Origin of the sequence: Pseudomonas sp. p50(2008) (assembly GCF_015351605.1) — a bacterium.
In the GTDB taxonomy this organism is placed as follows: domain Bacteria; phylum Pseudomonadota; class Gammaproteobacteria; order Pseudomonadales; family Pseudomonadaceae; genus Aquipseudomonas.
Genome location: NZ_JACMYF010000003.1, coordinates 164721 through 187807 on the forward strand (window position 1 = coordinate 164721; position 23087 = coordinate 187807).

A 23087-nucleotide genomic window follows, 5' to 3' on the forward strand; every position below is an offset into this window, starting at 1 on the left:
GCCTGCGGCAGCTCCTACAGTTCGTGCCATGTGATTAAACCTTTCTGGCGTTGCCGCGGTCACTGAAAGAAGACTTTCAGAGCGCACGCCGTCGGCATGGGAACCTCTACCAACTTCGCGAAACAATGGTTCACCGCGCGCGGCTGGACGCCATTCGCCTTTCAGAAACAGGTGTGGAAAGCCGTAAAAGAGGGCCATTGCGGTTTGCTGCACGCCAGTACCGGTGCCGGGAAAACCTATGCACTCTGGTTTGCGGCGCTTAATCGCTACGCCTCTTCTGTCCCTTCCGTTGTCACCCCTCGCAAACGAAAGCCGATTGCCGAACCCCTAACGGTGCTGTGGATAACGCCTATGCGCGCATTGGCGGCCGATACCGCGCGCGCGCTGGAAGCACCGCTGCAGGACTTGCAGATCCCATGGAGCGTGGGCCTGCGCACTGGCGACACCAGCAGCAGTGAGCGCGCGCGCCAGAGCCGGCGTCTGCCTACTACGTTGATTACCACTCCGGAAAGTTTGACGCTGATGCTTGCCCGCGCCGATTCACACACTGCGTTATCGACGTTGCGCATGGTAGTGGTGGATGAGTGGCATGAACTGCTGGGCAACAAGCGCGGCGTGCAACTGCAACTGGCCCTCGCTCGATTGCGCCGCTGGAACCCGCAGTTAATCGTGTGGGGCGTTTCAGCAACGCTGGGTAACCAATCCCACGCCGAGCAGGTCCTGATCCCACAGGGGGGCGGCATCAGTGTTCAAGGTCAGAACGGCAAGGAACTGCGGATCGACACACTGTTACCGCCTGCCATCGAACGCTTTCCATGGGCCGGGCACATCGGTTTGAAGATGTTGCCCCAGGTGGTCGGGGAACTTGAATCGAGCCCCAGCACCCTGGTGTTCACCAACACCCGCGCTCAATCAGAGATCTGGTATCAGGCGTTGCTGGAAGCTCGACCGGATTGGGCAGGATTGATCGCGCTGCACCACAGCTCGCTCTCTCGAGACACCCGTGACTGGGTCGAGCGTGCGCTCAAGGACGGTCAGCTCAAAGCGGTGGTCTGCACGTCCAGCCTGGATTTGGGGGTGGACTTCCTGCCGGTGGAACGGGTGCTGCAAATCGGCTCGGCCAAAGGCGTAGCGCGGCTGATGCAGCGGGCGGGGCGCTCCGGTCATGCGCCGGGGCGAGTGTCCCGCGTAACACTGGTGCCGACCCACAGCCTTGAATTGATTGAGGCTGCCGCCGCCCAGGACGCGGTGGCACAACGTCGGATCGAGCCGCGTCGATCTCCGCAAAAATCTCTGGACGTGCTGGTGCAGCACTTGGTCAGCATGGCGCTGGGCGGCGGTTTTTTGCTTGACGAGTTGTACGAAGAAGTACGCGGTGCCTGGGCCTATCGCGACCTAAGCCCGGCCGACTGGGTGTGGGCGCTGGCTTTCGTACGCCATGGCGGGCTTTCTCTGACGGCCTACCCGGATTATCGCCGGGCCGAACCTGATGAACATGGGGTGTGGCGTGTCCCCGATGCACGATTGGCGCGCCGGCACCGCATGAGCATCGGCACGATCGTCAGCGATGCGAGCATCCAGTTGAAATTCTGGAGCAAGGGTGGCGGTGGCAAGCAGTTGGGCAGTGTTGAAGAAGGGTTCATCGCACGACTCAAACCTGGCGACGGATTTCTGTTTGCTGGTCGGTTGCTGGAATTGGTGCGGGTTGAAAACATGACCGCCTACGTCAAGCGCAGCACGGTTAAAAAAGCCGCGGTGCCCCGCTGGAATGGTGGACGGATGCCACTGTCCAGCGAGTTGGCCAATGCCGTGGTCATGCGCTTCAGTCAGGCGGCACAAGGTGAGTTTGCCGGCCCGGAAATGAAGGCATTGCGCCCCTTACTGGACGTGCAGCAACGCTGGTCTGCGCTGCCAACCGAGACCAGCCTGCTGGCAGAAGCGTTGAAATCCCGCGAAGGCTGGCACCTTTTCCTCTACCCCTTCGCGGGGCGTCAGGTTCACTTGGGGCTGGCGAGTTTGCTGGCGTGGCGGGTCAGTCAACGATTGCCGGTGACATTTTCAATTGCGGTCAATGATTACGGACTGGAACTGCTCAGCGCCACTTATGTGGATTGGTCTGAACACCTGAATCGCGATCTGTTGACGCCTGAGCGTCTGCTGGCTGATGTACTCGCCAGCCTGAATGCCGGCGAATTGGCCTTGCGCCGTTTCCGTGAAATCGCGCGCATTGCCGGGCTGGTGTTCGCAGGTTATCCGGGCGCCCCCAAAAGCACTCGCCAGGTCCAGGCGTCGAGCGGGCTGTTTTTCGAGGTGTTTAAACAGTACGACGCCGACAATCTCCTGCTGGCCCAAGCCGGGGAAGAAGTACTAAGGGAGGAGTTGGATGTTGATCGCCTGGAGCAAACCCTGGAACGAATCAGTGAGCTGAGGCTCGATCTGCATCACATCAAGCGTCCCACGCCACTCGGATTTCCATTGTTGGTTGAGCGCATGCGCGAAAGCATGAGTTCGGAAAAGCTCTCAGACCGTATCCGGCGCATGGTCGGCGATCTGGAGAAAGTCGCGGAAACAGGGAAAGCCTGATGAGCACGCCTTATCCCGTTCGACTCGCCGGTGAAGACCTTTGGCTGCTGCCGGAGAAGGCGATTTACTGGCCCGCGCAACAAGCGCTGTTGATTGCAGATGTGCACTTTGGCAAGGCGGCGGCTTATCGGAGCCTTGGGCAACCCGTCCCTCAAGGCACCACGTCGCAGAACATTGGTGTGCTGGACCAATTGCTGGCCACCCTGCCCTGTCGCCAGCTTATTTTTCTCGGGGACTTTCTCCATGGACCCGGCTCACATGCCAGCGCCACGCTAGACGCCCTGGCGCAATGGCGCAGGCGGCACATCGACCTGCCCATGACGCTGATCCGGGGCAATCACGACAAGCGCGCCGGCGATCCTCCGGAGTCGTTGAACATCAGGGTGGTGCCCGAGCCATTGTTGCTGGGGCCGTTTGCGCTGCAACATGAGCCGACGCCGCATTCAGACAGACACGTGTTGGCGGGCCACGTACATCCCGTCTATCGGCTGAACGGTCGAGGTCGGCAGCGTTTACGGTTGGCGTGTTTCAGGCTCGGTGAAACCATCAGCCTGCTTCCGGCCTTTGGCGCGTTTACCGGGGGGTATCAGGTGGAGCGAGATGACAGTTGCAGGATTTTCGTCATTGGCGATAACGAAATATGGCCGGTGAACCCGAACCTCTAGCGCGAAGTTTGCTCGCGATGGCAGTTTTCCAGGCAAATAACTTCGCTTGAATAAAAGACTGCTATCGCGAGCAAGCTTTGCTCTTACACACCCTTTTTCGCGCGGGGCATCAAGCGACAGGCGCGGGTGGAGGCTCATCCGGCAAGGTGGGCTCGCCAGGTTCGGTGGGTTGTTCATTCGGGGTATCAGGATCAGGCTGACCGGGGATGCCCCCTGCCATGCTGATTGGCGGGTGTGCCAACAAGGACCAGGCCAACACGCCAACCTGATTGGGCTCAAGCCTTGCCAGTTCGGCACTTATTCGCGGATCGATCTTCATTAGAGCACTCCTGAGCAATGGCCCGGTCCGCTGTGCGCGAACCGGGCAGTACACCCAATAGAGTGTCTACCCGCTCAAGAATTCCCACTGCCCGTCAGATCAATGACTCAAGTGCGAGGCAAGGTGACGCCCAATTGGCCCTGGTACTTGCCGCCACGGTCTTTGTAGGAAACTTCGCACTCTTCGTCGGATTCGAAGAACAGCATTTGTGCGACACCTTCGTTGGCGTAGATTTTCGCCGGCAACGTGGTGGTGTTGGAGAACTCCAGGGTCACGTGACCTTCCCACTCAGGCTCGAGCGGCGTTACGTTGACGATAATGCCGCAACGGGCATAGGTGCTTTTACCCAGGCAGATGGTCAGCACATTGCGCGGAATGCGAAAGAACTCCACGGTGCGAGCCAGAGCGAACGAGTTCGGCGGGATGATGCAGACGTCGCTCTTGATGTCGACAAAGCTCTTCTCATCGAAGTTTTTCGGATCGACGGTTGCCGAATTGATGTTGGTGAACACTTTGAATTCATCGGCACAACGGACGTCGTAGCCGTAGCTCGACACACCATAGGAGATCACTCGGTCGGCGCCCTCTCCGCGCACCTGGCGCTCGACGAAAGGATCGATCATGCCGTGCTCTTGCGCCATGCGGCGAATCCACTTGTCCGATTTGATGCTCATGGCGGTTGTCCTGAATAGCGAGGTGGAAAAAATCTGTCCGGCATCTTACCGGGCGCGCGCCGCCTGTTCAAAGTTCGCTGTACAATTCTCGGCCTTCCCCCCGTTTTCCGGGACCTTGACGATAATTCGCTGCACCGTCAGTCACGAAAACAGAGAAACCTTCGCAAGAAGCATTGGCACGTTCCGGAAAAAGGGTTAAGGTGGCGCCACTGTGCTGCTTGTGTCACTGAGAATCTCTACACGATATGTTGAATTTCGATCCAACCATCTACAAGAATTTTTCCTGCTCTTTGCACTCAGTCTCGGCCAGGGTTCTTCCTGCGTCGCAGTTATCTTTGTTCAAGGAGTTACACCATGTCTAATCGCCAAACCGGTACCGTTAAGTGGTTCAACGATGAAAAAGGCTTCGGCTTCATCACTCCACAATCCGGTGACGACCTGTTCGTTCACTTCAAAGCTATCCAATCCGACGGCTTCAAAAGCCTGAAAGAAGGCCAACAGGTTTCTTTCATCGCTACCCGCGGTCAGAAAGGCATGCAAGCTGAAGAAGTTCAAGTTATCTAACTTGTACTTGCTTTAGTAAAAGGCCCCGCCCTCAAAAGCGGGGCTTTTTTGTGCCTGTGTGTTTTTGCCGGGTACAAAAAAGATCGCAGCCTGCTACAGCCCCCCACAAATGGAATTCGATTCCCTGTGGGAGCTGCCCCAGACTGCGATCTTTTGATCTTCCAGCGGCTTACCAGGCGACGCCAAACCCTGCGGTGTAACGGGTCTTGCTCAGGTCAGCCTCATCGCTACCTGAAATAATGTCTCGCTCTGCCTTCAGGTTAAGCGACGCCCAGTCGGTCACTTTGTAGCGCAACCCGACTTCGGCATCCAGCGCGTAATCCGCTACGCCGCTCAGCGGCTTGCCCACCTCGCCGTTGGTGAAGAACTCCACTTTCTTGCCGATCAGGTAACGGTTGTAGTCCCACTTCATCGCCAGAGAATAGAAGTTCTCTTTGCCACCGTCCGAGTATTCATAATCCGTGCGGTTGACCAGCGACCCCAGGGAGAATGCGCCCAACTCGTCATCCCAGAACTGGTAACCAGGGCCTGTACCGACTGTACGCTGGCGGGCAAGGTCTTCAACCTTGTCACGCTTGTAGACCAGGCGACCCTGCCAGAACCATTTTTCAGTCAGGAAGCGGTCGAGGGAGTACTCACCACGCCAGTTGTCAGTCGTGACGACATCATCCTGAAATTCCCGGTTGTACTCGCTTTCTGCCGTGTGACGCCACCGTCCATGGCGAGCAGTGGTCTTGAAGTCTACGTCGTAGTCATCAGTGTCTTTCTCTGCTCGCTGATAGTCCAGCGCCAAGTCGACATTCCCCTTCCACACCAGGTCTTCGACCACCGGTTTGGGCTTGAGGATCTGCTGGATGCTGGCCAGCTCGACGGTTTTGGGAGCCTCGCCATTGGCCAGTATCACCTTGCCTTCGTCCGCCGCGTGCAGGGACTTGGCCCTTTCGCCGGTGTAAGCGTCCTGTTTGACCAGCAACTCCTGGTCGCTTTCCAACGTTTTGACCTGTTTCCAGTCAATCGGAATAGCACCAGCGTACTCCGTCTGAATCAACAGCTTGCCGCCATCGAACAGGGTGATTTTGCCGCTCAGCTTGTCACCGTTCTTTAACCATACGGTGTCGGCGAGCAAGGGTGTGGATGCACTGAAGACAGCGAGGCACAGCAGGGTTCTGGACACCATAAGCAAATACAGGCTCAAGTTTGCGAAAAAAAGTCGGCATTATCCTTACGAATAAGACCCTAGCAAGGACTGACCCGACTATTTCTATTGAGTTCATTTCTCAACTGGCAATTCAGGACTTACTCTAAAGGCAGGAATGCGACCCTCCTTCAGGAACTGCGCACGTGACAGACCCGACCACTGAAATTGAAAGCGCCGCACAAATCAGACGTACGGCCCTCTACTTGACGTTGGCTCAAGTGCCCGAAGGCAAAGTCGTCAGCTATGGTCAACTGGCGGAACTGGCTGGACTCGGTCGTGCTGCCCGCTATGTCGGACGCACACTGAGCCAACTGCCCGGTGACACCAAACTGCCATGGCACCGGGTCCTCGGTTCTGGTGGGCGGATCAGCCTGCCTGTGGGCAGCGCTTCCGGGGATGAACAGCGTGCTCGATTGCGCGAGGAAGGCATCAGTATCCTGAATAATCGTGTTGATATTCAGCGCCATGGCTGGCGTCCGGTAGAGCACAGCGGTTAGAGTGCGCGCTTTGTTTCCGTAATCTTGAGGCAGACTCCAGCCCATGCCCCGTAAAACCTGGCGCGCCGCGCTCGCCGCCTATGCCAGCCCTTCAACACTCGTGCTGTTGCTGCTGGGTTTCGCCGCCGGCCTGCCGTACATGCTGGTGTTTTCAACACTTTCCGTCTGGTTGCGTGAAGCCGGTGTGGCTCGCGAAACCATCGGCTATGCAAGCCTGATCGGTCTGGCCTACGCCTTTAAATGGGTCTGGTCACCGTTGCTGGATCAATGGCGCCTGCCATTTCTCGGCAAACTCGGTCGTCGACGCTCCTGGCTGGTGCTTTCACAAGCCCTGGTGATCCTCGGTTTGGTCGGGATGGGTTTCTGCGACCCGCAAAAACACTTGTCCTGGTTGATCGCAATCGCGGTCATCGTAGCCTTCGCCTCGGCCACGCAAGACATCGCGGTCGATGCCTATCGGCTGGAAATCGCCGAAGACAGTCGCCAGGCAGCACTGGCCGCTGCCTACATGTCCGGCTATCGAATCGCCGCACTGCTGGCCACCGCTGGCGCGCTGTTCTTTGCAGAAGGCTTCGGCTCCACCGGCTTCAATTATCAACATTCGGCCTGGGCGGGCACGTATGTGTTGTTCGGCGCCCTGATGATTCCAGCGCTGTTGACCACCCTGTTCATGCGCGAGCCTCCGGTGCCCTTGCGCACTCAACTTCAAGCCGGGCGTTACAGCTTTGCGCATCAATTGATGTCCGTGTTTGTGCTGATCGTGCTGCTGGTCTCCGTACCGGCCATGTTCACGCAGCTCTATAACACCGACTTCGCCAGCGTACTGTTCGAGGGCGTGAGCCTGCTGGACCTGCTGCTACAGGACCGCGCCTTCTTGCGTGCGATCCTTTACACCACACTTACCTTGATGTGCCTGTCCGCCGTAGGCCGTCGCGGCCTCGCGCCGGTACTCACGCCGGTGAACGACTTCATTCTGCGTTACCGCTGGCAGGCGTTCCTGCTGCTTGGTCTGATCGCCACCTATCGAATGTCCGATACGGTAATGGGCGTCATGGCCAACGTGTTCTACATCGACCAGGGCTTCACCAAGGATCAGATCGCCAGCGTCAGCAAGATTTTCGGCCTGATCATGACCCTCGTCGGTGCCGGCATGGGTGGCCTGCTGATCGTTCGTTTCGGTATTTTGCCGATACTGCTCATCGGCGGCATTACGTCGGCCGGCACGAACTTGTTGTTCCTGATGCTCGCCGACATGGGCGCCAACCTGAACATGCTGATCGCCACCATCTCCCTGGACAACTTCAGCTCGGGGCTGGCGACTTCAGCGTTTGTCGCCTACCTGTCGAGCCTCACCAACCTCAAGTTCTCGGCCACCCAGTACGCCTTGCTGAGCTCGATCATGCTGTTGTTACCGCGCCTGATTGGTGGCTACTCAGGGGTCATGGTGGAAAAGTTCGGTTATCACAATTTCTTCCTGATCACCGCCCTGCTAGGCGTTCCCACGCTTCTGCTGATCATCTTGCACTGGTACCAGGAAAGCCGTCGTGCGGGTCCGACGCCGACGCCGGATCCGATTCCTACGCAGGTAGCGGAAGAGTCCTAGGACGCTACCCGCAAAGTCTCGCAGGGGCGCAGTGATTCGCTCGCCCCTGCGACACCACCGACCGCACGCCTGTACGCCAGCGGATCTCGCCCGTACAATGCTCCGTCATTTCTCGTCATCAGCAACCGACAACGGCCAACCATGCGCACCAGTCAATTTTTGCTCGCCACACAGAAAGAAACGCCTTCCGACGCGGTCGTCATCAGCCACCAGCTGATGCTGCGCGCCGGCATGATCCGCAAACTCGCTTCGGGCCTGTACACCTGGCTGCCCATGGGCCTGCGAGTGATGCGCAAGGTTGAAGCCGTCGTTCGTGAAGAAATGAACGCCGCGGGCTCTCTCGAAGTGTTGATGCCGAGCACCCAACCGGCTGAGCTGTGGCAGGAATCCGGTCGCTGGGAAGAGTACGGCCCCGAGCTGCTGCGCTTCAAGGATCGTCACGGTCGCGATTTTTGCGCCGGCCCGACTCACGAAGAAGTGATCACCGACCTGATGCGCAACGAGTTGAGCAGCTACAAGCAGCTGCCAATCAACCTGTATCAGATCCAGACCAAATTCCGTGATGAAATCCGCCCACGCTTCGGTTTGATGCGCGGCCGCGAGTTCATCATGAAGGACGCCTATTCGTTCCACGCTGACCAGCCTTCGCTGCAGGTCACCTACGATCGCATGCACCAGGCTTACTGCAACGTGTTCACTCGCCTGGGCTTGAAATTCCGCCCGGTTGAAGCTGACAACGGCTCCATCGGTGGCGCCGGCTCCCACGAATTCCACGTACTGGCCGAATCCGGCGAAGACGACATCGTCTTCAGCAACGGGTCCGACTACGCCGCGAACATCGAGAAAGCCGAAGCAGTGCCCCGCGAAACATCCCGCGCAGCACCGGCCGAAGAGCTGCGCCTGGTCGACACGCCGAACGCCAAGACCATCGCGCAACTGGTCGAAGGCTTCAACCTGCCGATCGAAAAAACCATCAAGACCCTGGTGGTTCACGCTGAAGAAGAAGGCAAGCTGATTGCCCTGATCATCCGCGGCGACCACGAGCTGAATGAAATCAAGGCGGCGAACCAGCCAGGCGTTGCCAGCCCGCTGGTCATGGCTTCCGAATCCGAACTGCGCGACGCCATTGGCGCCGGCGCCGGTTCGCTCGGCCCGTTGAACCTGCCACTGCCAATCATCATCGACCGCTCCGTCGAGCTGATGAGCGACTTCGGCATCGGTGCCAACATCGACGACAAGCATTACTTCGGCGTGAACTGGGAACGCGATCTGCCAGTTCCGACCGTTGCCGACCTGCGCAACGTCGTGGCGGGTGACCCTAGCCCGGACGGAAAAGGCACACTGGAAATCAAGCGCGGCATCGAAGTCGGGCACATCTTCCAGCTGGGCAACAAGTACAGCAAAGCGATGAAATGCGAAGTGCTGGGCGAGAACGGCAAGCCGGTCACCCTGGAAATGGGCTGCTACGGCATCGGCGTTTCCCGCGTGGTGGCTGCCGCCATCGAGCAGAACAATGACGCCAACGGGATCATCTGGAGCGACACGCTGGCGCCGTTCCAGGTTGCACTGGTCCCTCTGCGCTACGAAACCGAACAGGTTCGCGAAGCCACTGACAAGCTGTACGCAGAACTGACGGCTGCCGGCTTCGAAGTGCTGTTGGACGACCGTGACAAGAAAACCAGCCCGGGCATCAAGTTCGCGGACATGGAACTGATCGGTATTCCTCACCGGATCGTGGTCAGTGACCGCGGCCTCGCCGAAGGCAACCTGGAATACAAGAGCCGTACCGAGCCTGAAGCGCAAGCGCTGCCGGTTGCTGACGTGCTGTCCTTCCTCCAGGCCCGTATCCGCCGCTGACACCAGATAGAGAAGTCATGTTCAAGCGAAACACCTTAGGCCTCGGTGGTGCTGCCCTGTGCGGCACCCTGCTGGTCAGCGGCTGTGCCAATCACATGTCGCAACGCAGCGAGCACGAGGAACGTGTCGAGCGCAAATTGCTCGATCACAGCCTGCAGATCGATGTCGGCGAGCCCAAGGTGCTTGAGCTGCCACAACGTCGGGTGAAGATCCACGAGCAGAAAACGTTCGAAGTCACCGAATTTGAAGTGACGCGTCACTACGATCGCTACACCCCATACCAACCCTGGCGGGAGGCTTACGAAATTCCGCTGGGTGCGGTTGCGGTCGTGGCAGGCGTGGGTGCGAATGTCGTCAATGTGTTTGCTCTTGGCAACCTGCCGGACAGCGTGACCAAAGATTGGCTGAGTTACGGTTTCGCAGGGCTTAATCCGTTCATGAACGTGCAATCCCATGGTCGTGCGCAGCAAAACCTGGCGGGCATCGACGAAGTCCAGCAGGACAAGCGTACCGAGTACTCAAGCCTGCCTTGGAGCGAGCGTCCGGTGCAGGTCAAGGCTGGCAAGGAAACGTTTGAGCTGACCACCGACAAGAACGGTGTTTTACGCCTGAACCTGCTGGACAGCCCGTTCGCTGAACATGACATCAATCATCTGAGTCGGCTTCTGATCAGCGTCGAAGATGGCCAGGGCGATGTGCACACTGATCTGCCCCTCATGGTCAGCAGCTCTTTGCGTGGAAAGTTGCTGGAAGCTCACGGGCTGATTTACGACGATCTCGAAGACGACGAAGTGAGCCAGTGGGTCCACCGGGTCAAGCGCCTGTCGGAGCTGGGCCTGGAAGAGGAAGCCAGTGAACTGGAACAGAGCCTGATCGAATTGACGCGCAACGACCCTGAACTGCAGACCGAATTCCTCAAGTCACTGACCAAGGATGCCGGGCGCCTGGTGGCGGATCCGGGACCGAATTAAACCGCTTAAAGATCGTCCGAACGCGGCCCGAGCCTTCGGCAGCTCCTACAGAAGAACGCATTCTCGTGTAGGAGCTGCCGCAGGCTCGGGCCGCGTTCGGACGATCTTTTGATCTTAAGACCTCAACGCTCAAACAACTCCATCTGCTCGAACCCGCCTCGCAAATCCTCCAGCCTGACCCCTATCCCCAGCAATCGCACCGGCTTCGCGCCGCGGTTGAATGCCTGGGTCAGCAACAACTGATAACTCCCAAGATCCCGCCCTGCCCCGGCCTGCTCCAGCGTGGTCTGGGTGAAATCATGAAACTTCACTTTGACGAAAGGCTTGCCCGGCCGGTAACTGCTGTCGATCCGTGACATGCGATTACTCAACGTTTCGAGCAACTCGGGCAACTTGTCCAGGCAACTCACCAGATCCGGCAGATCCACGTCATAGGTGTTCTCGACACTGATTGACTGGCGACGACTGTCGTTGTGCACCAGTCGATCATCAATCCCACGCGCCAGACTCCACAGTCGTTCCCCGAAGCTGCCGAACTCGCGCACCAGCGCCAACTTGTCCCAGTCGCGCAAATGCGAGCAGTCGACGATGCCCAGCCTGCCCAGCTTGTCCGCGGTCACCTTGCCGACCCCGTGCAGCTTGCTGACCGGCAAACCACTGACGAAGTCCTCCACCTGATCCGGCGTGATGACGAACAAACCGTTGGGTTTCTTCCAGTCGCTGGCGATCTTGGCCAGGAACTTGTTCGGCGCCACGCCAGCCGAGACCGTGATGTGCAGCTGATTGGAGACACGCCGACGGATTTCCTGGGCGATACGCGTCGCACTGCCGCCGAAATGCGCACTGTCCGACACATCAAGGTAAGCCTCATCAAGGGACAGCGGCTCGATCAGGTCCGTGTAATCGCGAAAGATCGTATGGATTTCCCTGGACGCTTCTCTATAGGCGTCCATACGCGGCTTGACGATCGTCAGGTCTGGGCACAGTTTCATCGCGTGCCCGGAAGACATGGCCGAACGCACGCCATACGCCCGCGCTTCGTAGTTGCAGGTGGCGATCACCCCGCGCCGATCCGCCGAACCACCCACGGCCAAGGGTTTTCCGGCCAGCTTCGGTTCGTCACGCATCTCGATGGCGGCATAGAAGCAATCACAATCGACGTGGATGATTTTTCGCTGGTTCATATAAAGGTGGTGAGGAGTATCGGCGAGTCGGACCGGCAGTATCTCACTCACACCTGTATATAGCACCAGTGGTCAGAATCTTCTTTTCTACGCGTAGGAAAAAAGATGAATTTGTTTTTTCAATCGAAAACCATGCACTAATAGAGCTGAAAGCCTTGCCATGCTTGGCCTGCAGGCCTTTTTACAGCACTCTTTTTGAGCTAAGCGATTGAACCACCACAGGTTTTCTCGGATTTCATGGTTGACACACCTGCGATCCTCTGTAGAATGCCGACACACAGACGCGGGATGGAGCAGTCTGGTAGCTCGTCGGGCTCATAACCCGAAGGTCGTCGGTTCAAATCCGGCTCCCGCAACCAAACATCAAAAAAGGCTACTCGAAAGAGTGGCCTTTTTTGTGGGCGCTTGTTTTGTACGCCTAAGCGCGACATTAAGCAGCTAGGCAAATAACAGGCACTGAAGAGAAATCGTTCCGCTTCCGAAACTTATGCCTCCAAGACAACCACTCCGCCGCTCATTTACGCTTATTTGGCTTCTTTCTGGATTAACGGTTGACACCCCGGCGTATCTCTATAGAATGCCGCCACACAGACGCGGGATGGAGCAGTCTGGTAGCTCGTCGGGCTCATAACCCGAAGGTCGTCGGTTCAAATCCGGCTCCCGCAACCAAACATCAAAAAAGGCTACTCGAAAGAGTGGCCTTTTTTGTGTCTGTTGAAAAAGTCCTTTCGCAACAATGATCTGTCATCGTGAAGGTGAGCCGTTAGTGGTCACTAACGTGCCGAGTTCAGACTATGCTGATCCCAGGCAGCCCCCCCTCTTCGCCTGATGATGCGCCTTCACCCAATGACGGTGAGAGGCGTTAATATTTGTAATTATTTTTTTCTACAGGGATTGGTAACTTGGCTGGATACCCCCATCCTGTCGCGCACAATCCAAGAGGTGATTGATGCGCGCCAACTCGTCTGATCCACAAGACACCGTTACAGCCACACAACCGATCAAAGCAGAGCGCCTGCGCCTGCTGGATCTGGTCAGCAAATATCGCCAGCCTATCGGCCTGGCGGTGACGGTGCTGCTGTTTGCTATCGCGCTGATTGCCTGTCGCCATCTGTTGAGCGAACTCGACCTCTACGCCCTGCATGACTCGATTCTCGAAGTTCCGAAGCCCGCGCTACTCGGTGCACTCGCAGCCACCGTGGTCGGCTTCATCATATTGCTGGGCTATGAGTGGTCGGCCAGTCGCTATGCCGGTGTGACACTGGCGCCTCGAATCCTGGCACTGGGCGGATTCACTGCGTTCGCGATCGGCAATGCGATCGGCTTGTCGATGCTCTCGGGTGGCTCGGTTCGTTACCGTCTATATGCACGGCATGGCCTGGGGGCCTCCGAAGTCGCGCATATGACGCTGTTCGCCAGCCTCTCGCTAGGCTGCGCGCTGCCGCCACTGGCAGCGCTGGCGACGCTCAGCGACCTGCCAGCAGCCTCTGCGGCCCTTGGGCTGTCCGAGACGTTACTCGGAGCGGTGGCAGCCGCTGTGCTGCTGCTCTTCAGCGTATTGGCCATAGGCATCTACCGCCGCCGCCTTCCGGATCAACCTTACAAGAACAACTTGCTGGTCAGGGTTGGACGCCGCACCTTGCGCCTGCCAGGCCGTCGCCTGACCTTCCTGCAACTGATCATCACGGCCCTGGACGTCGCAGCTGCCGCAACTGTTCTCTATTTGCTACTGCCCGAAGCTCCACCTTTCGGGGCGTTCCTGCTGGTCTACTTGTTGGCGCTGGCGGCCGGTGTGCTCAGCCATGTACCCGGCGGCGTCGGCGTATTCGAAGCGATACTGCTGGCAGCCTTCGCCGATAAGCTCGGCGCCGCGCCGCTGGCGGCCGCACTTCTGCTCTATCGGTTGATTTACGTCATCCTTCCCTTGCTGGTGGCCTGCCTATTCCTGTTGATCAATGAAGGACAGCGCCTGTTCCAATCGCGCCAATCCCTGCGCGTCGCCTCCGGTTTGGCCGCCCCGATTCTGGCGGTACTGGTGTTCCTGTCGGGCGTGGTGCTGTTGTTTTCCGGCGTGACGCCTGAGATCGACACCCGCCTGGAGCACATCGGTTTTCTGATTCCTCATCGCCTGGTCGACGCCTCGCACTTCGGCGCCAGCCTGATTGGCGTGCTCTGCCTGTTGCTGGCCCAAGGCTTGCGCCGCCGTCTCTCTGCGGCGTGGATGCTCACGACCATCTTGTTGCTGGTGGGCGCCCTACTCTCCCTGCTCAAAGGGTTCGACTGGGAAGAAGCCTGCCTGCTGACGCTGACCGCCAGCCTGCTGGGGGTTTTCCGTCGCTCGTTCTATCGCGCGAGTCGACTGACGGAATTACCGTTCTCGCCGCTGTACCTGGTCGCCAGCGTTTGCGTGCTCGCAGCATCGATCTGGCTGTTGCTGTTTGCCTATCAGGATGTTCCCTACAGCCATCAACTGTGGTGGCAGTTCACCCTCGACGCCGACGCACCTCGGGGCCTGCGCTCGCTGCTCGGCGCCGCTGTGTTGCTGGTGGTGGTCTCCCTGACCTGGCTGCTGCGCACCGCGCGCCCGGTGATCCACCTGCCAACACAGGACGAACTGGACAGGGCCATAAAGATCCTCATGGCCTCCTCCCAGCCCGACGGCGGCCTGGCGCTGACCGGTGACAAAGCGTTGCTGTTCCATCCCGACGACCAGGCCTTTTTGATGTACGCCCGTCGTGGACGCAGCCTGGTGGCGTTGTACGACCCGATCGGACCGACCCAGCAACGGGCCGAGATGATCTGGCAGTTCCGTGACCTGTGCGACATCCATCACGCCCGGCCCGTCTTCTATCAAGTGCGCGCCGAGAATCTGCCCTACTACATGGACATCGGGCTGACCGCGATCAAACTGGGCGAAGAAGCCCGGGTCGATCTGCATCGCTTTGACCTTGAAGCCAAGGGCAAAGAGATGAAGGACCTGCGCTACACCTGGAACCGCGGCACGCGCGACGGCCTGTCGTTGGAGATCTTCGAGCCGGAACAGGCGCCTATGGACGAGCTCAAGGTGATTTCCGATGCCTGGCTGACCGGCAAGAACGTGCGCGAGAAAGGCTTCTCCCTTGGCCGTTTCAGCGATGACTACCTCAAACATTTCCGCGTAGCTGTCATTCGTTTCGAAGGACGCCCGGTGGCGTTTGCCAACTTGCTCGAGACTTTCGGTCACGACCTGGCGAGCCTCGACCTGATGCGGGCGCACCCGGAAGCCCCGAAGCTGACCATGGAATTCATGATGGTCGGTCTGATTCAACATTATAAAAATCATGGATACGCGCGCTTCAGCCTGGGCATGGTGCCGTTGTCGGGGTTGCAACCCCGTCGTGGCGCACCACTGACTCAGCGTCTGGGCTCGATGGTTTTCCGCCGTGGTGAGCAGCTTTACAACTTCCAAGGTTTGCGCCGCTTCAAAGACAAATTCCAGCCTGACTGGGAACCCCGCTATATGGCCGTGCCCGCCGGACTCGATCCGCTGGTGGCGCTGGCCGACACTGCTGCCCTGATTGCGGGCGGCTTGACTGGATTGGTGAAACGCTGATGATTCAACGCTCCCTGCGGTATGTACTGGCCACACTGGTAGTGCTGGCCCTGATTCTCGGTGGCGGTTACTGGTACCTCAAACGCCCGGCACCGGCACCGACCCTCGAACGGCTGACACCGGCCGATGGCACCGTCATGACCCGTGTCATCCCTGGCACCACGCCGACGGCTCAGGTGCTGGTGGCGGTGAACGACGATCAGAAACTCAGCGACCAACAACTGATGACCCTGAGCCGTTCGGCCTCGGCGCAGATTGTTCAAGTGATTCTGCCCAAGGAGTGTCTGCTGCAAAGTCGCGCACTCCAAACGGGCCTGCGGGAATTGAAAGGCCCGGCGACCCTGGTCAGCGGCATTGGCCCCGGCGCCGCACTGGCGTGGCGCTGGTTGTCCGAGCAGAAGGATGACAAAGCCCAGGCAGTGTCAGTCGACCTGGCGCTGGAAAAGCCCGGCTGCACCCACCTGCTGCCTAAAAGCGCCGCCCACGGCCACTGGCTGGTGGCCTGGAACGATAACCCGGACGACGCCAGCGCAGGTTTCGTGCGCGATCAACCCAACGCCGAAACCAGCATCAGCGACTACGACATCAATCTTCCGCAAGTGCTGAACAACGAACTTCGCAAAATCCTGGTCGGTGGCGACAAGGCCGCCGGTGGCTTGCAGATCCCGGTGGTGGAAGTACCGGCGGGGCAAGCCAAGGACACCGTCACCCTGTTCCTTTCCGGCGATGGTGGCTGGCGCGACCTCGACCGCGATGTAGCAGGCGAGATGGCAAAGATCGGCTATCCGGTCGTCGGCATCGATACCCTGCGCTACTACTGGCAGCACAAGAGCCCTGAGCAAAGTGCGCTGGATCTGGCCGAGCTGATGCAACACTACCGGCAGAAATGGGGCACCAAGCGCTTCATCCTGACCGGTTACTCCTTCGGCGCCGACGTACTGCCGGCGATCTACAATCGCCTGGAGCCATCAGAACAACAGCGCGTCGACGCAATCATCCTCTTGGCGTTCGCCCGCACCGGCAGCTTTGAAATCGAAGTCGAAGGCTGGCTGGGCAACGCCGGCAAAGAAGCCGCCACCGGCCCGGAAATGGCCAAGTTGCCACCGGAAAAAGTGGTGTGCATCTACGGTGAAGAGGAAGCCGACGAAAGCGGCTGCACCGACAAAACCGCAGTGGGCGAAGCGATGAAGCTGCCGGGCGGCCACCACTTCGACGAGAACTACCCGAAACTGGCGCAGCGGTTGGTGGACGTGATCGAGAAGCGACAAGCCAAGGAAACGGAAGCTCAGGAATGATCTGAGCCTCACCAACAAAAAGCCCTCGCATCCATAAGGTTGCGAGGGCTTTTTACATTTACAAACATGAAGCGCTACCAGCCAGCCGGACGCTATGTCGATGTTCTGTACTTCCAAAGCTAGAGCTGAACATCTATCCACGTTACGTCATCTTCAACAGCAACAAAGTCGCTATCAGGTGCTGCTAGCAAGCTCCTTTGCTGTGCCTCCGTTAACTCTGCCCAAAATCCATCGGTTACGAACACCAGTCGCTCACCAATGGCCAACGGGTGAAAAACAAAGTCAGGGTCCGGGAGGCAATTAACCTTCAGGCATCGGGTTATCCGGTTCCGAGCCGGATCTTGCGCCAACTCACGATGCGAACGGTCGCGCCTCCAATTGGCCTTGCAGTGGGGCGGCGTGATCCACTCGATCGTGATTGCCGGCGCCACCACACCGCATGAACAATCACCCTCATACGCAAGCGTGAGCTTTCCATGAGCTGCGACACCAACCAAATAACACACCGTCCCTGTCTCGTCAGCAAACAAGATGGGGTGAAGCTCGGCCAGCATTGAACAAAGAAGCTGCTCGACCGCTCCGTGTTCGGTGATATCAGCCCCCTGATTTATGCGTGTCTCATAGGCCGCTAAAATCCCTTTTACGAAGCATTCAGCCAACTGACAACTCCCAGGCTTCGACGTACCATCCGTGATGACGAATAGCCCGCTGTTTCCGTAACAGAGAGCCCCCGCACAATCATGATTAGCTTTCCTAGCCTGCCCCTTTACAGATCTGGACTCGTATCTCATGCGTTACCAAGATCCCTCATGCGCATGTGGATGATTCGGCCCCTACCAGGATTTGCCAGCACCGAACCAGAGCTTTCAATCACGTAGTCGATTCCACTGAGCGCCATGAGTTCGCGAATTCCAGTTGTAATAAATTCCTTGAGCTCAGACTCAGCTTGTCTAACCTCCTCCATGAGTTCCGTACGCCCATCAATCAAAATGATTATGTCCTCAACGTCTTTGTGGTATGGGTCGCCACCACCACGACCAGTGAAGGCCTCTAGCTTCGTTGCAAGAAAGTAGGTCGGTTTGAATATCTGAATGACCGTACCGCTGGGCAATGCAAATTTATCAGCCCTGGCCAGCCCCTCCACGAACCAACGGTTGGCATATCCGAGAACAGCGGGGTCCGAAGGCATCACGTCAACGACAACGTCGTTGAAGCGGAAACGACAGTTGACCTCATCCTGACCAGTGATCTTGAAATTCTTGGCTGCCAGCCGTTTTGTAAGGTGCTGCCAAGCGCTAATACCGGCCAGTTCAATTACCAAGTCAACATCATCGGTGAAACGAATGTCGTCCAGTACCGTAATGTCAGTAACCAGCATGGCCGTGGTGCAACCGCCGACGAAGGCAACTTCAGCGAGAAATTCCTCCCCTAAACCGTCGGCGACAAATTCTATGAGTTCATAGTTGTGATCAGCATTTGAAGACATATTATTTGAGGCCCATCCCTGCCTTTAGAATCTTTATTGCTACGTCACATTCTCGCGGGCCACCAAGACGGATCGCATCAGCCAGCGCGAGATAATGATAAAGAGTCCTGTCCTTCTTAACCGCCTCAGGCACGGTTTTGTAGAGCGGTTCTATCGACTGACCACGCTCGGTTCCGAGCGGATCTGGCCAGACTGGAATCAGCGCGCCAGCACTCTTGATGCTTTTGGACAGCGCTGGTGCTGCGAAGCCTGTTGGAATACCGCGAACCATTGCGCCCGGCCTCACAGGGAAGAAGTATTTCAACGCATGCTCAGTGATTTTCAGCAGCTCTCGCCGATTAACTGTCGCAAGTCCGGTGTCGTAGTCACTGATTAGCAACCCAGACTCACGACATCTGGCCAAGGAGTTTGAAATTTCACTTTTGCTTATCCCCAGAGACACAGACAACGCACGCAACGAGTAAGCGTCACTCCAGCTCGTCAGCGGAAGAGAAAGTACAGGCTCCGACCACCCTTCCCACCCATCCTCTTCGCCCAAGGATGAGTCGAAAGCCCGGCGTTGGAATACCGCTTCTTCACCTTCAGCGAGATATGTGGCGAGCGACTGCCCCGCTCGCCCCCCCGGCGTCAGATGAATCTTCGAGGGCTTAAGCATCTCCTCAACTGTGTTGGAACTCGCTTCAGATTCCATCTTCCCGGAAAGATTTTCTTCTTGGGCATGCAGGCTGGCCATCTTAAACAAAAGCAATATGTCTTGACTCTTCATGAAGCTAAAAACTCCAAGTGTCCACATTCCATAAAACGTGGACACTTGTCTCATTGAAAATATTGAGCCGTCAAGATTTTTCAAGACTTAACAGATTTCAGCGGAACACTGCAGATCGCTTGTGGAAGCAGGCTTGCACGCGAGAGCGGCAGGTCTCTGACATTAGTGCTGGAGCTGCTGCCATCATCGCGGGCAAGCCCGCTCCCACAGGGTCCTTTGCTGGGTCCAGACTAGACGCCCAGGCACAAAAAAGCCCCCGCTACCTTCATGGCAACGGGGGCTTTTTGATGTGGCGGACTTACATCTCGACCTGCGTCCCCAATTCAATCACCCGGTTCAGCGGCAGATTGAAGAAGCGCAAGTTGCCGTTAGCGTTCTGCAACATGAAGGCGAACAGCGCCTCACGCCAGCGCGCCATGCCTTCAAGTTTGGAGGCGATGACGGTCTCGCGGCTGAGGAAATAGGTGGTGCGCATCGGGCTGAAGTCCAGATCATCGAGGTGACACAACTTCAGCGCCTGCGGCACGTCCGGCTCGTCGACGAAGCCAAAATGCAGGATCACCCGGAAGAACCCTTCGCCGTAGGAATCGACCTCGAAGCGCCGGGCCGGCGGCACCCGCGGGATGTCTTCGTACACCACGGTCAGCAACACCACTTGCTCGTGCAGCACCTGGTTATGCAACAGGTTATGCAACAGCGCGTGTGGCACGGCGTCCGGCCGTGCGGTCAGGAACACGGCGGTGCCCTGCACGCGATGCGGCGGTTGGACGCGAATACTGCTGATGAAGATCGGCAGCGGCAATCCGCCCTCATCCAGCCTTTCGACCAGCAGTTGCTTGCCGCGCTTCCAGGTGGTCATCAGCACAAACAGCGCGATACCGGCAATGACCGGGAATGCACCGCCCTGAACGATTTTCGGCACGTTGGCAGCGAAGTACAGACCGTCCACCAAGAGGAAACCGAGCAACACCGGCACGGCGAGGATCGGTGGCCATTTCCACAGCAGCAGCATCACGGCCGATACCAGAATGGTGGTCATCAGCATCGTGCCCGTCACCGCCACACCGTAGGCCGAGGCCAGTGCACCCGAGGATTCGAAACCGAGCACCAACAGAATCACGCCGACCATCAGCGCCCAGTTAACCGCGCCGATGTAGATCTGGCCCTGTTCGGCGCTGGACGTGTGGCGGATGTGCATGCGCGGAATGTAGCCGAGCTGGATCGCCTGACGAGTCAAGGAGAACGCACCGGAAATCACCGCCTGAGAGGCGATTACCGTGGCCATGGTCGACAACCCCACCAACGGAATCAACGCCCAGCTCGGAGCCAACAGGTAGAACGGGTTGCGTGCAGCTTCTGGATCACCGAGCAGCAACGCACCCTGGCCGAAGTAGTTCAGCACCAGCGCCGGCAGCACCAGGATGAACCAGGCACGGGCAATCGGCTTGCGACCAAAGTGGCCCATGTCGGCGTACAGCGCTTCAGCACCGGTCAACGCCAGCACCACCGCACCGAGGATCGCCACACCCATGCCCGGGTGAACGATGAAGAAGCGCACGCCCCATACAGGGTTCATCGCCTTCAAGACTTCCGGGTGTTGAATGATGCCGTAGACGCCGAGCGCCCCGAGCACCACGAACCAGGTCACCATGATCGGCCCGAAAAGAATGCCGATCCGCGCAGTGCCATGACTCTGAATCAGGAACAGTGCCACCAGCACGACCAGCGACAGTGGCACCACCCAATGGTCGATGCCATCGAATGCCAACCCCAGGCCTTCAATCGCCGAAAGGACCGAAATGGCCGGTGTGATCATGCTGTCACCGTAGAACAGCGCTGCACCGATCAGCCCGCACACCACCAGCAAGCTGCGCAACTTCGGGTGCCCCGCCGCTGCCCGCCGGGCCAGCGCCGTCAAGGCCATGATCCCGCCTTCGCCCTGGTTGTCGGCACGCAAGACAAACATCATGTACTTGATCGAGACGACCCAGATCAGGGACCAGAAGATCAACGCCAGGATGCCCAACACACCGTCATGGTTGACCGGTACGCCATAGCCACCGGAAAACACTTCCTTGAGGGTATACAGCGGGCTCGTACCGATATCGCCATAAACCACCCCGACTGCCGCGACCAGCATGCCTATCGGCTTTGCTACCGAATGCTCGGCACCTGCCGCCTGACTACTTGCCTGCCCCATCTACCACTCCTACTACCCAGACCGGGCTTCTTTGGAAGAAGCACTATGCTTTGCCACGCAGCATGCGCTGTTTTACTTACGGTTACAGACGTTTTATTGACTATAAAAATTCGGTAAAGCGTAACGGCGCGAAGCATAGCGCAGCACTCGTCGTATTTCCCTCCATAAAGCTGGTCAAGTGAGCTTGCCATCGCTAGAATTGCGCACTTTTTGATCAGAGGCGCGATAAAGCGCCCGTCAGTCGCCTTGCCGTTCCCGGCTGGAGGCGTCACAAATACCGAGGTTAGACATGTCCACCACTCCTGCGCCGGCCAATCCAAAGGTTGGCTTCGTATCCCTGGGTTGCCCCAAAGCACTGGTCGATTCCGAGCGCATCCTTACCCAGCTGCGCATGGAAGGTTATGACGTTGTGTCCACTTATCAGGACGCCGACGTCGTGGTGGTCAACACCTGCGGTTTCATCGACTCGGCCAAGGCTGAATCCCTGGAAGTGATCGGTGAAGCGATCAAGGAAAACGGCAAGGTCATCGTGACCGGCTGCATGGGTGTCGAAGAAGGCGCCATCCGCAACGTGCACCCAAGCGTGCTGGCCGTTACCGGTCCGCAGCAGTACGAGCAGGTGGTCAATGCCGTGCACGACGCCGTGCCACCGCGCCAGGATCACAACCCGCTGATCGACCTGGTGCCACCTCAAGGCATCAAGCTGACCCCGCGCCACTACGCCTACCTGAAGATTTCCGAAGGCTGCAACCACAGCTGCAGCTTCTGCATTATCCCGTCAATGCGCGGCAAACTGGTCAGCCGTCCGGTGGGTGATGTGCTCGACGAGGCCCAGCGTCTGGTCAAGGCCGGCGTCAAAGAGCTGCTGGTGATCTCCCAGGACACCAGTGCCTACGGCGTCGACGTGAAGTACCGAACCGGTTTCTGGAACGGCGCGCCGGTCAAGACCCGCATGACCGAACTGTGCGAGGCCCTCAGCACCCTCGGTGTCTGGGTGCGTCTGCACTACGTTTATCCGTACCCGCATGTGGACGAGCTGATCCCGTTGATGGCCGCCGGCAAAATCCTGCCGTACCTGGACATCCCGTTCCAGCACGCCAGCCCGAAAGTCCTGAAAGCCATGAAACGCCCGGCGTTTGAAGACAAGACCCTGGCGCGTATCAAGAACTGGCGCGAGATCTGCCCGGACCTGATCATCCGTTCGACCTTCATCGTCGGCTTCCCGGGCGAAACCGAGGAAGACTTCCAATACCTGCTGAACTGGCTGACCGAAGCCCAGCTCGATCGCGTTGGCTGCTTCCAGTACTCGCCGGTCGAAGGTGCACCGGCCAACTTGCTGGACGCGGCGATCGTGCCGGACGACGTCAAGCAAGACCGTTGGGACCGCTTCATGGCCCACCAGCAGGCCATCAGCTCGGCTCGCCTGCAAATGCGCGTTGGCCGTGAAATCGAAGTGCTGGTCGATGAAGTCGATGAGCAAGGCGCCGTGGGTCGCTGCTTCTTCGACGCCCCGGAAATCGACGGTAACGTGTTCATCGACAACGGCAGTAACCTCAAGCCGGGCGACAAGGTCTGGTGCAAAGTGACCGACGCCGACGAGTACGACTTGTGGGCTGAACAGATCTAAACGCAA

At 58.2% G+C, this 23087-nt stretch carries 18 protein-coding genes and 2 tRNA genes; 12 read left to right on the forward strand and 8 right to left on the reverse strand.

The window, feature by feature from the left end; all coding sequences use genetic code 11:
- The first annotated feature begins 96 nt into the window (after positions 1-96).
- Positions 97-2583, forward strand: coding sequence for a ligase-associated DNA damage response DEXH box helicase (locus H7698_RS09215; RefSeq protein WP_194691201.1), 2487 nt, complete (start codon positions 97-99; stop codon positions 2581-2583).
- On the forward strand, positions 2583-3248 hold the full coding sequence (gene pdeM, locus H7698_RS09220; protein WP_194691202.1) for a ligase-associated DNA damage response endonuclease PdeM: 666 nt from the start codon (positions 2583-2585) through the stop codon (positions 3246-3248). The genes H7698_RS09215 and pdeM overlap by 1 nt, the downstream gene beginning before the upstream one ends.
- A 109-nt stretch (positions 3249-3357) precedes the next feature.
- Here the strand turns inward: pdeM and H7698_RS09225 are convergent, their stop codons facing one another.
- Positions 3358-3567: a hypothetical protein gene (locus H7698_RS09225; protein WP_017336784.1), complete on the reverse strand. Its 210-nt coding sequence runs from the start codon at positions 3565-3567 to the stop codon at positions 3358-3360.
- A gap of 107 nt (positions 3568-3674) precedes the next feature.
- Positions 3675-4241: a dCTP deaminase gene (dcd, locus tag H7698_RS09230; protein ID WP_194691203.1), complete on the reverse strand. Its 567-nt coding sequence runs from the start codon at positions 4239-4241 to the stop codon at positions 3675-3677.
- A gap of 354 nt (positions 4242-4595) precedes the next feature.
- Here dcd and H7698_RS09235 point away from each other — a divergent pair, with 354 nt between their 5' ends.
- Positions 4596-4805 carry a cold-shock protein gene (locus H7698_RS09235; RefSeq protein WP_002554837.1) on the forward strand — a complete coding sequence of 70 codons (210 nt, stop codon included), beginning with the start codon at positions 4596-4598 and terminating at the stop codon, positions 4803-4805.
- A 169-nt stretch (positions 4806-4974) separates the two neighbouring features.
- Here the strand turns inward: H7698_RS09235 and H7698_RS09240 are convergent, their stop codons facing one another.
- Positions 4975-5982, reverse strand: a complete 1008-nt coding sequence (locus tag H7698_RS09240; RefSeq protein WP_194691204.1) for a DUF481 domain-containing protein — start codon at positions 5980-5982, stop codon at positions 4975-4977.
- A gap of 164 nt (positions 5983-6146) precedes the next feature.
- On the opposite strand from H7698_RS09240, the gene H7698_RS09245 reads away from it, so the two are divergent.
- The 4 genes from H7698_RS09245 (at position 6147) to H7698_RS09260 (ending at position 10931) form a co-directional block, all read left to right on the forward strand.
- Positions 6147-6500: an MGMT family protein gene (locus tag H7698_RS09245; protein WP_162439081.1), complete on the forward strand. Its 354-nt coding sequence runs from the start codon at positions 6147-6149 to the stop codon at positions 6498-6500.
- Between the two features lie 43 nt (positions 6501-6543).
- Entirely contained in the window at positions 6544-8103 is a 1560-nt protein-coding gene (locus tag H7698_RS09250) for an AmpG family muropeptide MFS transporter (RefSeq protein WP_194691205.1), read from the forward strand.
- Positions 8104-8244: 141 nt separating this feature from the next.
- The gene (locus H7698_RS09255) at positions 8245-9960 is read left to right on the forward strand and encodes a proline--tRNA ligase (RefSeq protein WP_194691206.1); all 1716 of its coding nucleotides are present in this window, start codon (positions 8245-8247) and stop codon (positions 9958-9960) included.
- A gap of 17 nt (positions 9961-9977) precedes the next feature.
- Positions 9978-10931, forward strand: a complete 954-nt coding sequence (locus H7698_RS09260; RefSeq protein WP_162439084.1) for a hypothetical protein — start codon at positions 9978-9980, stop codon at positions 10929-10931.
- Positions 10932-11053: 122 nt separating this feature from the next.
- Here the strand turns inward: H7698_RS09260 and dinB are convergent, their stop codons facing one another.
- A complete protein-coding gene (dinB, locus tag H7698_RS09265) occupies positions 11054-12115 on the reverse strand; it encodes a DNA polymerase IV (protein ID WP_194691207.1) in 1062 nt (353 codons plus the stop codon).
- A 282-nt stretch (positions 12116-12397) separates the two neighbouring features.
- On the opposite strand from dinB, the gene H7698_RS09270 reads away from it, so the two are divergent.
- From H7698_RS09270 to H7698_RS09285, 4 genes are all read left to right on the forward strand, one after another.
- Positions 12398-12474, forward strand: a tRNA-Met gene (locus H7698_RS09270).
- Positions 12475-12707: 233 nt separating this feature from the next.
- A tRNA-Met gene (locus tag H7698_RS09275) sits at positions 12708-12784 on the forward strand.
- A gap of 280 nt (positions 12785-13064) precedes the next feature.
- The gene (gene mprF, locus H7698_RS09280; RefSeq protein ID WP_194691208.1) at positions 13065-15707 is read left to right on the forward strand and encodes a bifunctional lysylphosphatidylglycerol flippase/synthetase MprF; all 2643 of its coding nucleotides are present in this window, start codon (positions 13065-13067) and stop codon (positions 15705-15707) included.
- Entirely contained in the window at positions 15707-17002 is a 1296-nt protein-coding gene (locus H7698_RS09285) for a virulence factor family protein (protein WP_194691209.1), read from the forward strand. The genes mprF and H7698_RS09285 overlap by 1 nt, the downstream gene beginning before the upstream one ends.
- Positions 17003-17121: 119 nt before the next feature.
- On the opposite strand, the gene H7698_RS09290 is transcribed toward H7698_RS09285, so the two are convergent.
- The 4 genes from H7698_RS09290 to H7698_RS09305 form a co-directional block, all read right to left on the reverse strand.
- A complete protein-coding gene (locus H7698_RS09290) occupies positions 17122-17661 on the reverse strand; it encodes a serine/threonine protein phosphatase (protein ID WP_235992781.1) in 540 nt (179 codons plus the stop codon).
- A gap of 128 nt (positions 17662-17789) precedes the next feature.
- The gene (locus tag H7698_RS09295; RefSeq protein ID WP_194691211.1) at positions 17790-18488 is read right to left on the reverse strand and encodes a hypothetical protein; all 699 of its coding nucleotides are present in this window, start codon (positions 18486-18488) and stop codon (positions 17790-17792) included.
- A gap of 1 nt (position 18489) precedes the next feature.
- The gene (locus H7698_RS09300; RefSeq protein WP_235992783.1) at positions 18490-19254 is read right to left on the reverse strand and encodes a MarR family transcriptional regulator; all 765 of its coding nucleotides are present in this window, start codon (positions 19252-19254) and stop codon (positions 18490-18492) included.
- A 298-nt stretch (positions 19255-19552) separates the two neighbouring features.
- Positions 19553-21454 (reverse strand): potassium transporter Kup, encoded by a 1902-nt coding sequence (locus tag H7698_RS09305; RefSeq protein ID WP_194691212.1) that lies wholly within the window; start codon positions 21452-21454, stop codon positions 19553-19555.
- A gap of 289 nt (positions 21455-21743) precedes the next feature.
- Here H7698_RS09305 and rimO point away from each other — a divergent pair, with 289 nt between their 5' ends.
- A complete protein-coding gene (rimO, locus tag H7698_RS09310; protein ID WP_162439089.1) occupies positions 21744-23081 on the forward strand; it encodes a 30S ribosomal protein S12 methylthiotransferase RimO in 1338 nt (445 codons plus the stop codon).
- Positions 23082-23087: the final 6 nt, after the last annotated feature.

Excerpts from the sequence above, each read along its gene's own strand:
- H7698_RS09215 (WP_194691201.1), top strand. The coding sequence starts at position 97 with ATGGGAACCTCTACCAACTTCGCGAAACAATGGTTCACCGCGCGCGGC.
- pdeM (WP_194691202.1), top strand. The coding sequence starts at position 2,583 with ATGAGCACGCCTTATCCCGTTCGACTCGCCGGTGAAGACCTTTGGCTG.
- H7698_RS09225 (WP_017336784.1), bottom strand. The coding sequence starts at position 3,567 with ATGAAGATCGATCCGCGAATAAGTGCCGAACTGGCAAGGCTTGAGCCC.
- dcd (WP_194691203.1), bottom strand. The coding sequence starts at position 4,241 with ATGAGCATCAAATCGGACAAGTGGATTCGCCGCATGGCGCAAGAGCAC.
- H7698_RS09235 (WP_002554837.1), top strand. The coding sequence starts at position 4,596 with ATGTCTAATCGCCAAACCGGTACCGTTAAGTGGTTCAACGATGAAAAA.
- H7698_RS09240 (WP_194691204.1), bottom strand. The coding sequence starts at position 5,982 with ATGGTGTCCAGAACCCTGCTGTGCCTCGCTGTCTTCAGTGCATCCACA.
- H7698_RS09250 (WP_194691205.1), top strand. The coding sequence starts at position 6,544 with ATGCCCCGTAAAACCTGGCGCGCCGCGCTCGCCGCCTATGCCAGCCCT.
- H7698_RS09255 (WP_194691206.1), top strand. The coding sequence starts at position 8,245 with ATGCGCACCAGTCAATTTTTGCTCGCCACACAGAAAGAAACGCCTTCC.
- H7698_RS09260 (WP_162439084.1), top strand. The coding sequence starts at position 9,978 with ATGTTCAAGCGAAACACCTTAGGCCTCGGTGGTGCTGCCCTGTGCGGC.
- dinB (WP_194691207.1), bottom strand. The coding sequence starts at position 12,115 with ATGAACCAGCGAAAAATCATCCACGTCGATTGTGATTGCTTCTATGCC.
- mprF (WP_194691208.1), top strand. The coding sequence starts at position 13,065 with ATGCGCGCCAACTCGTCTGATCCACAAGACACCGTTACAGCCACACAA.
- H7698_RS09285 (WP_194691209.1), top strand. The coding sequence starts at position 15,707 with ATGATTCAACGCTCCCTGCGGTATGTACTGGCCACACTGGTAGTGCTG.
- H7698_RS09295 (WP_194691211.1), bottom strand. The coding sequence starts at position 18,488 with ATGTCTTCAAATGCTGATCACAACTATGAACTCATAGAATTTGTCGCC.
- H7698_RS09300 (WP_235992783.1), bottom strand. The coding sequence starts at position 19,254 with ATGAAGAGTCAAGACATATTGCTTTTGTTTAAGATGGCCAGCCTGCAT.
- H7698_RS09305 (WP_194691212.1), bottom strand. The coding sequence starts at position 21,454 with ATGGGGCAGGCAAGTAGTCAGGCGGCAGGTGCCGAGCATTCGGTAGCA.
- rimO (WP_162439089.1), top strand. The coding sequence starts at position 21,744 with ATGTCCACCACTCCTGCGCCGGCCAATCCAAAGGTTGGCTTCGTATCC.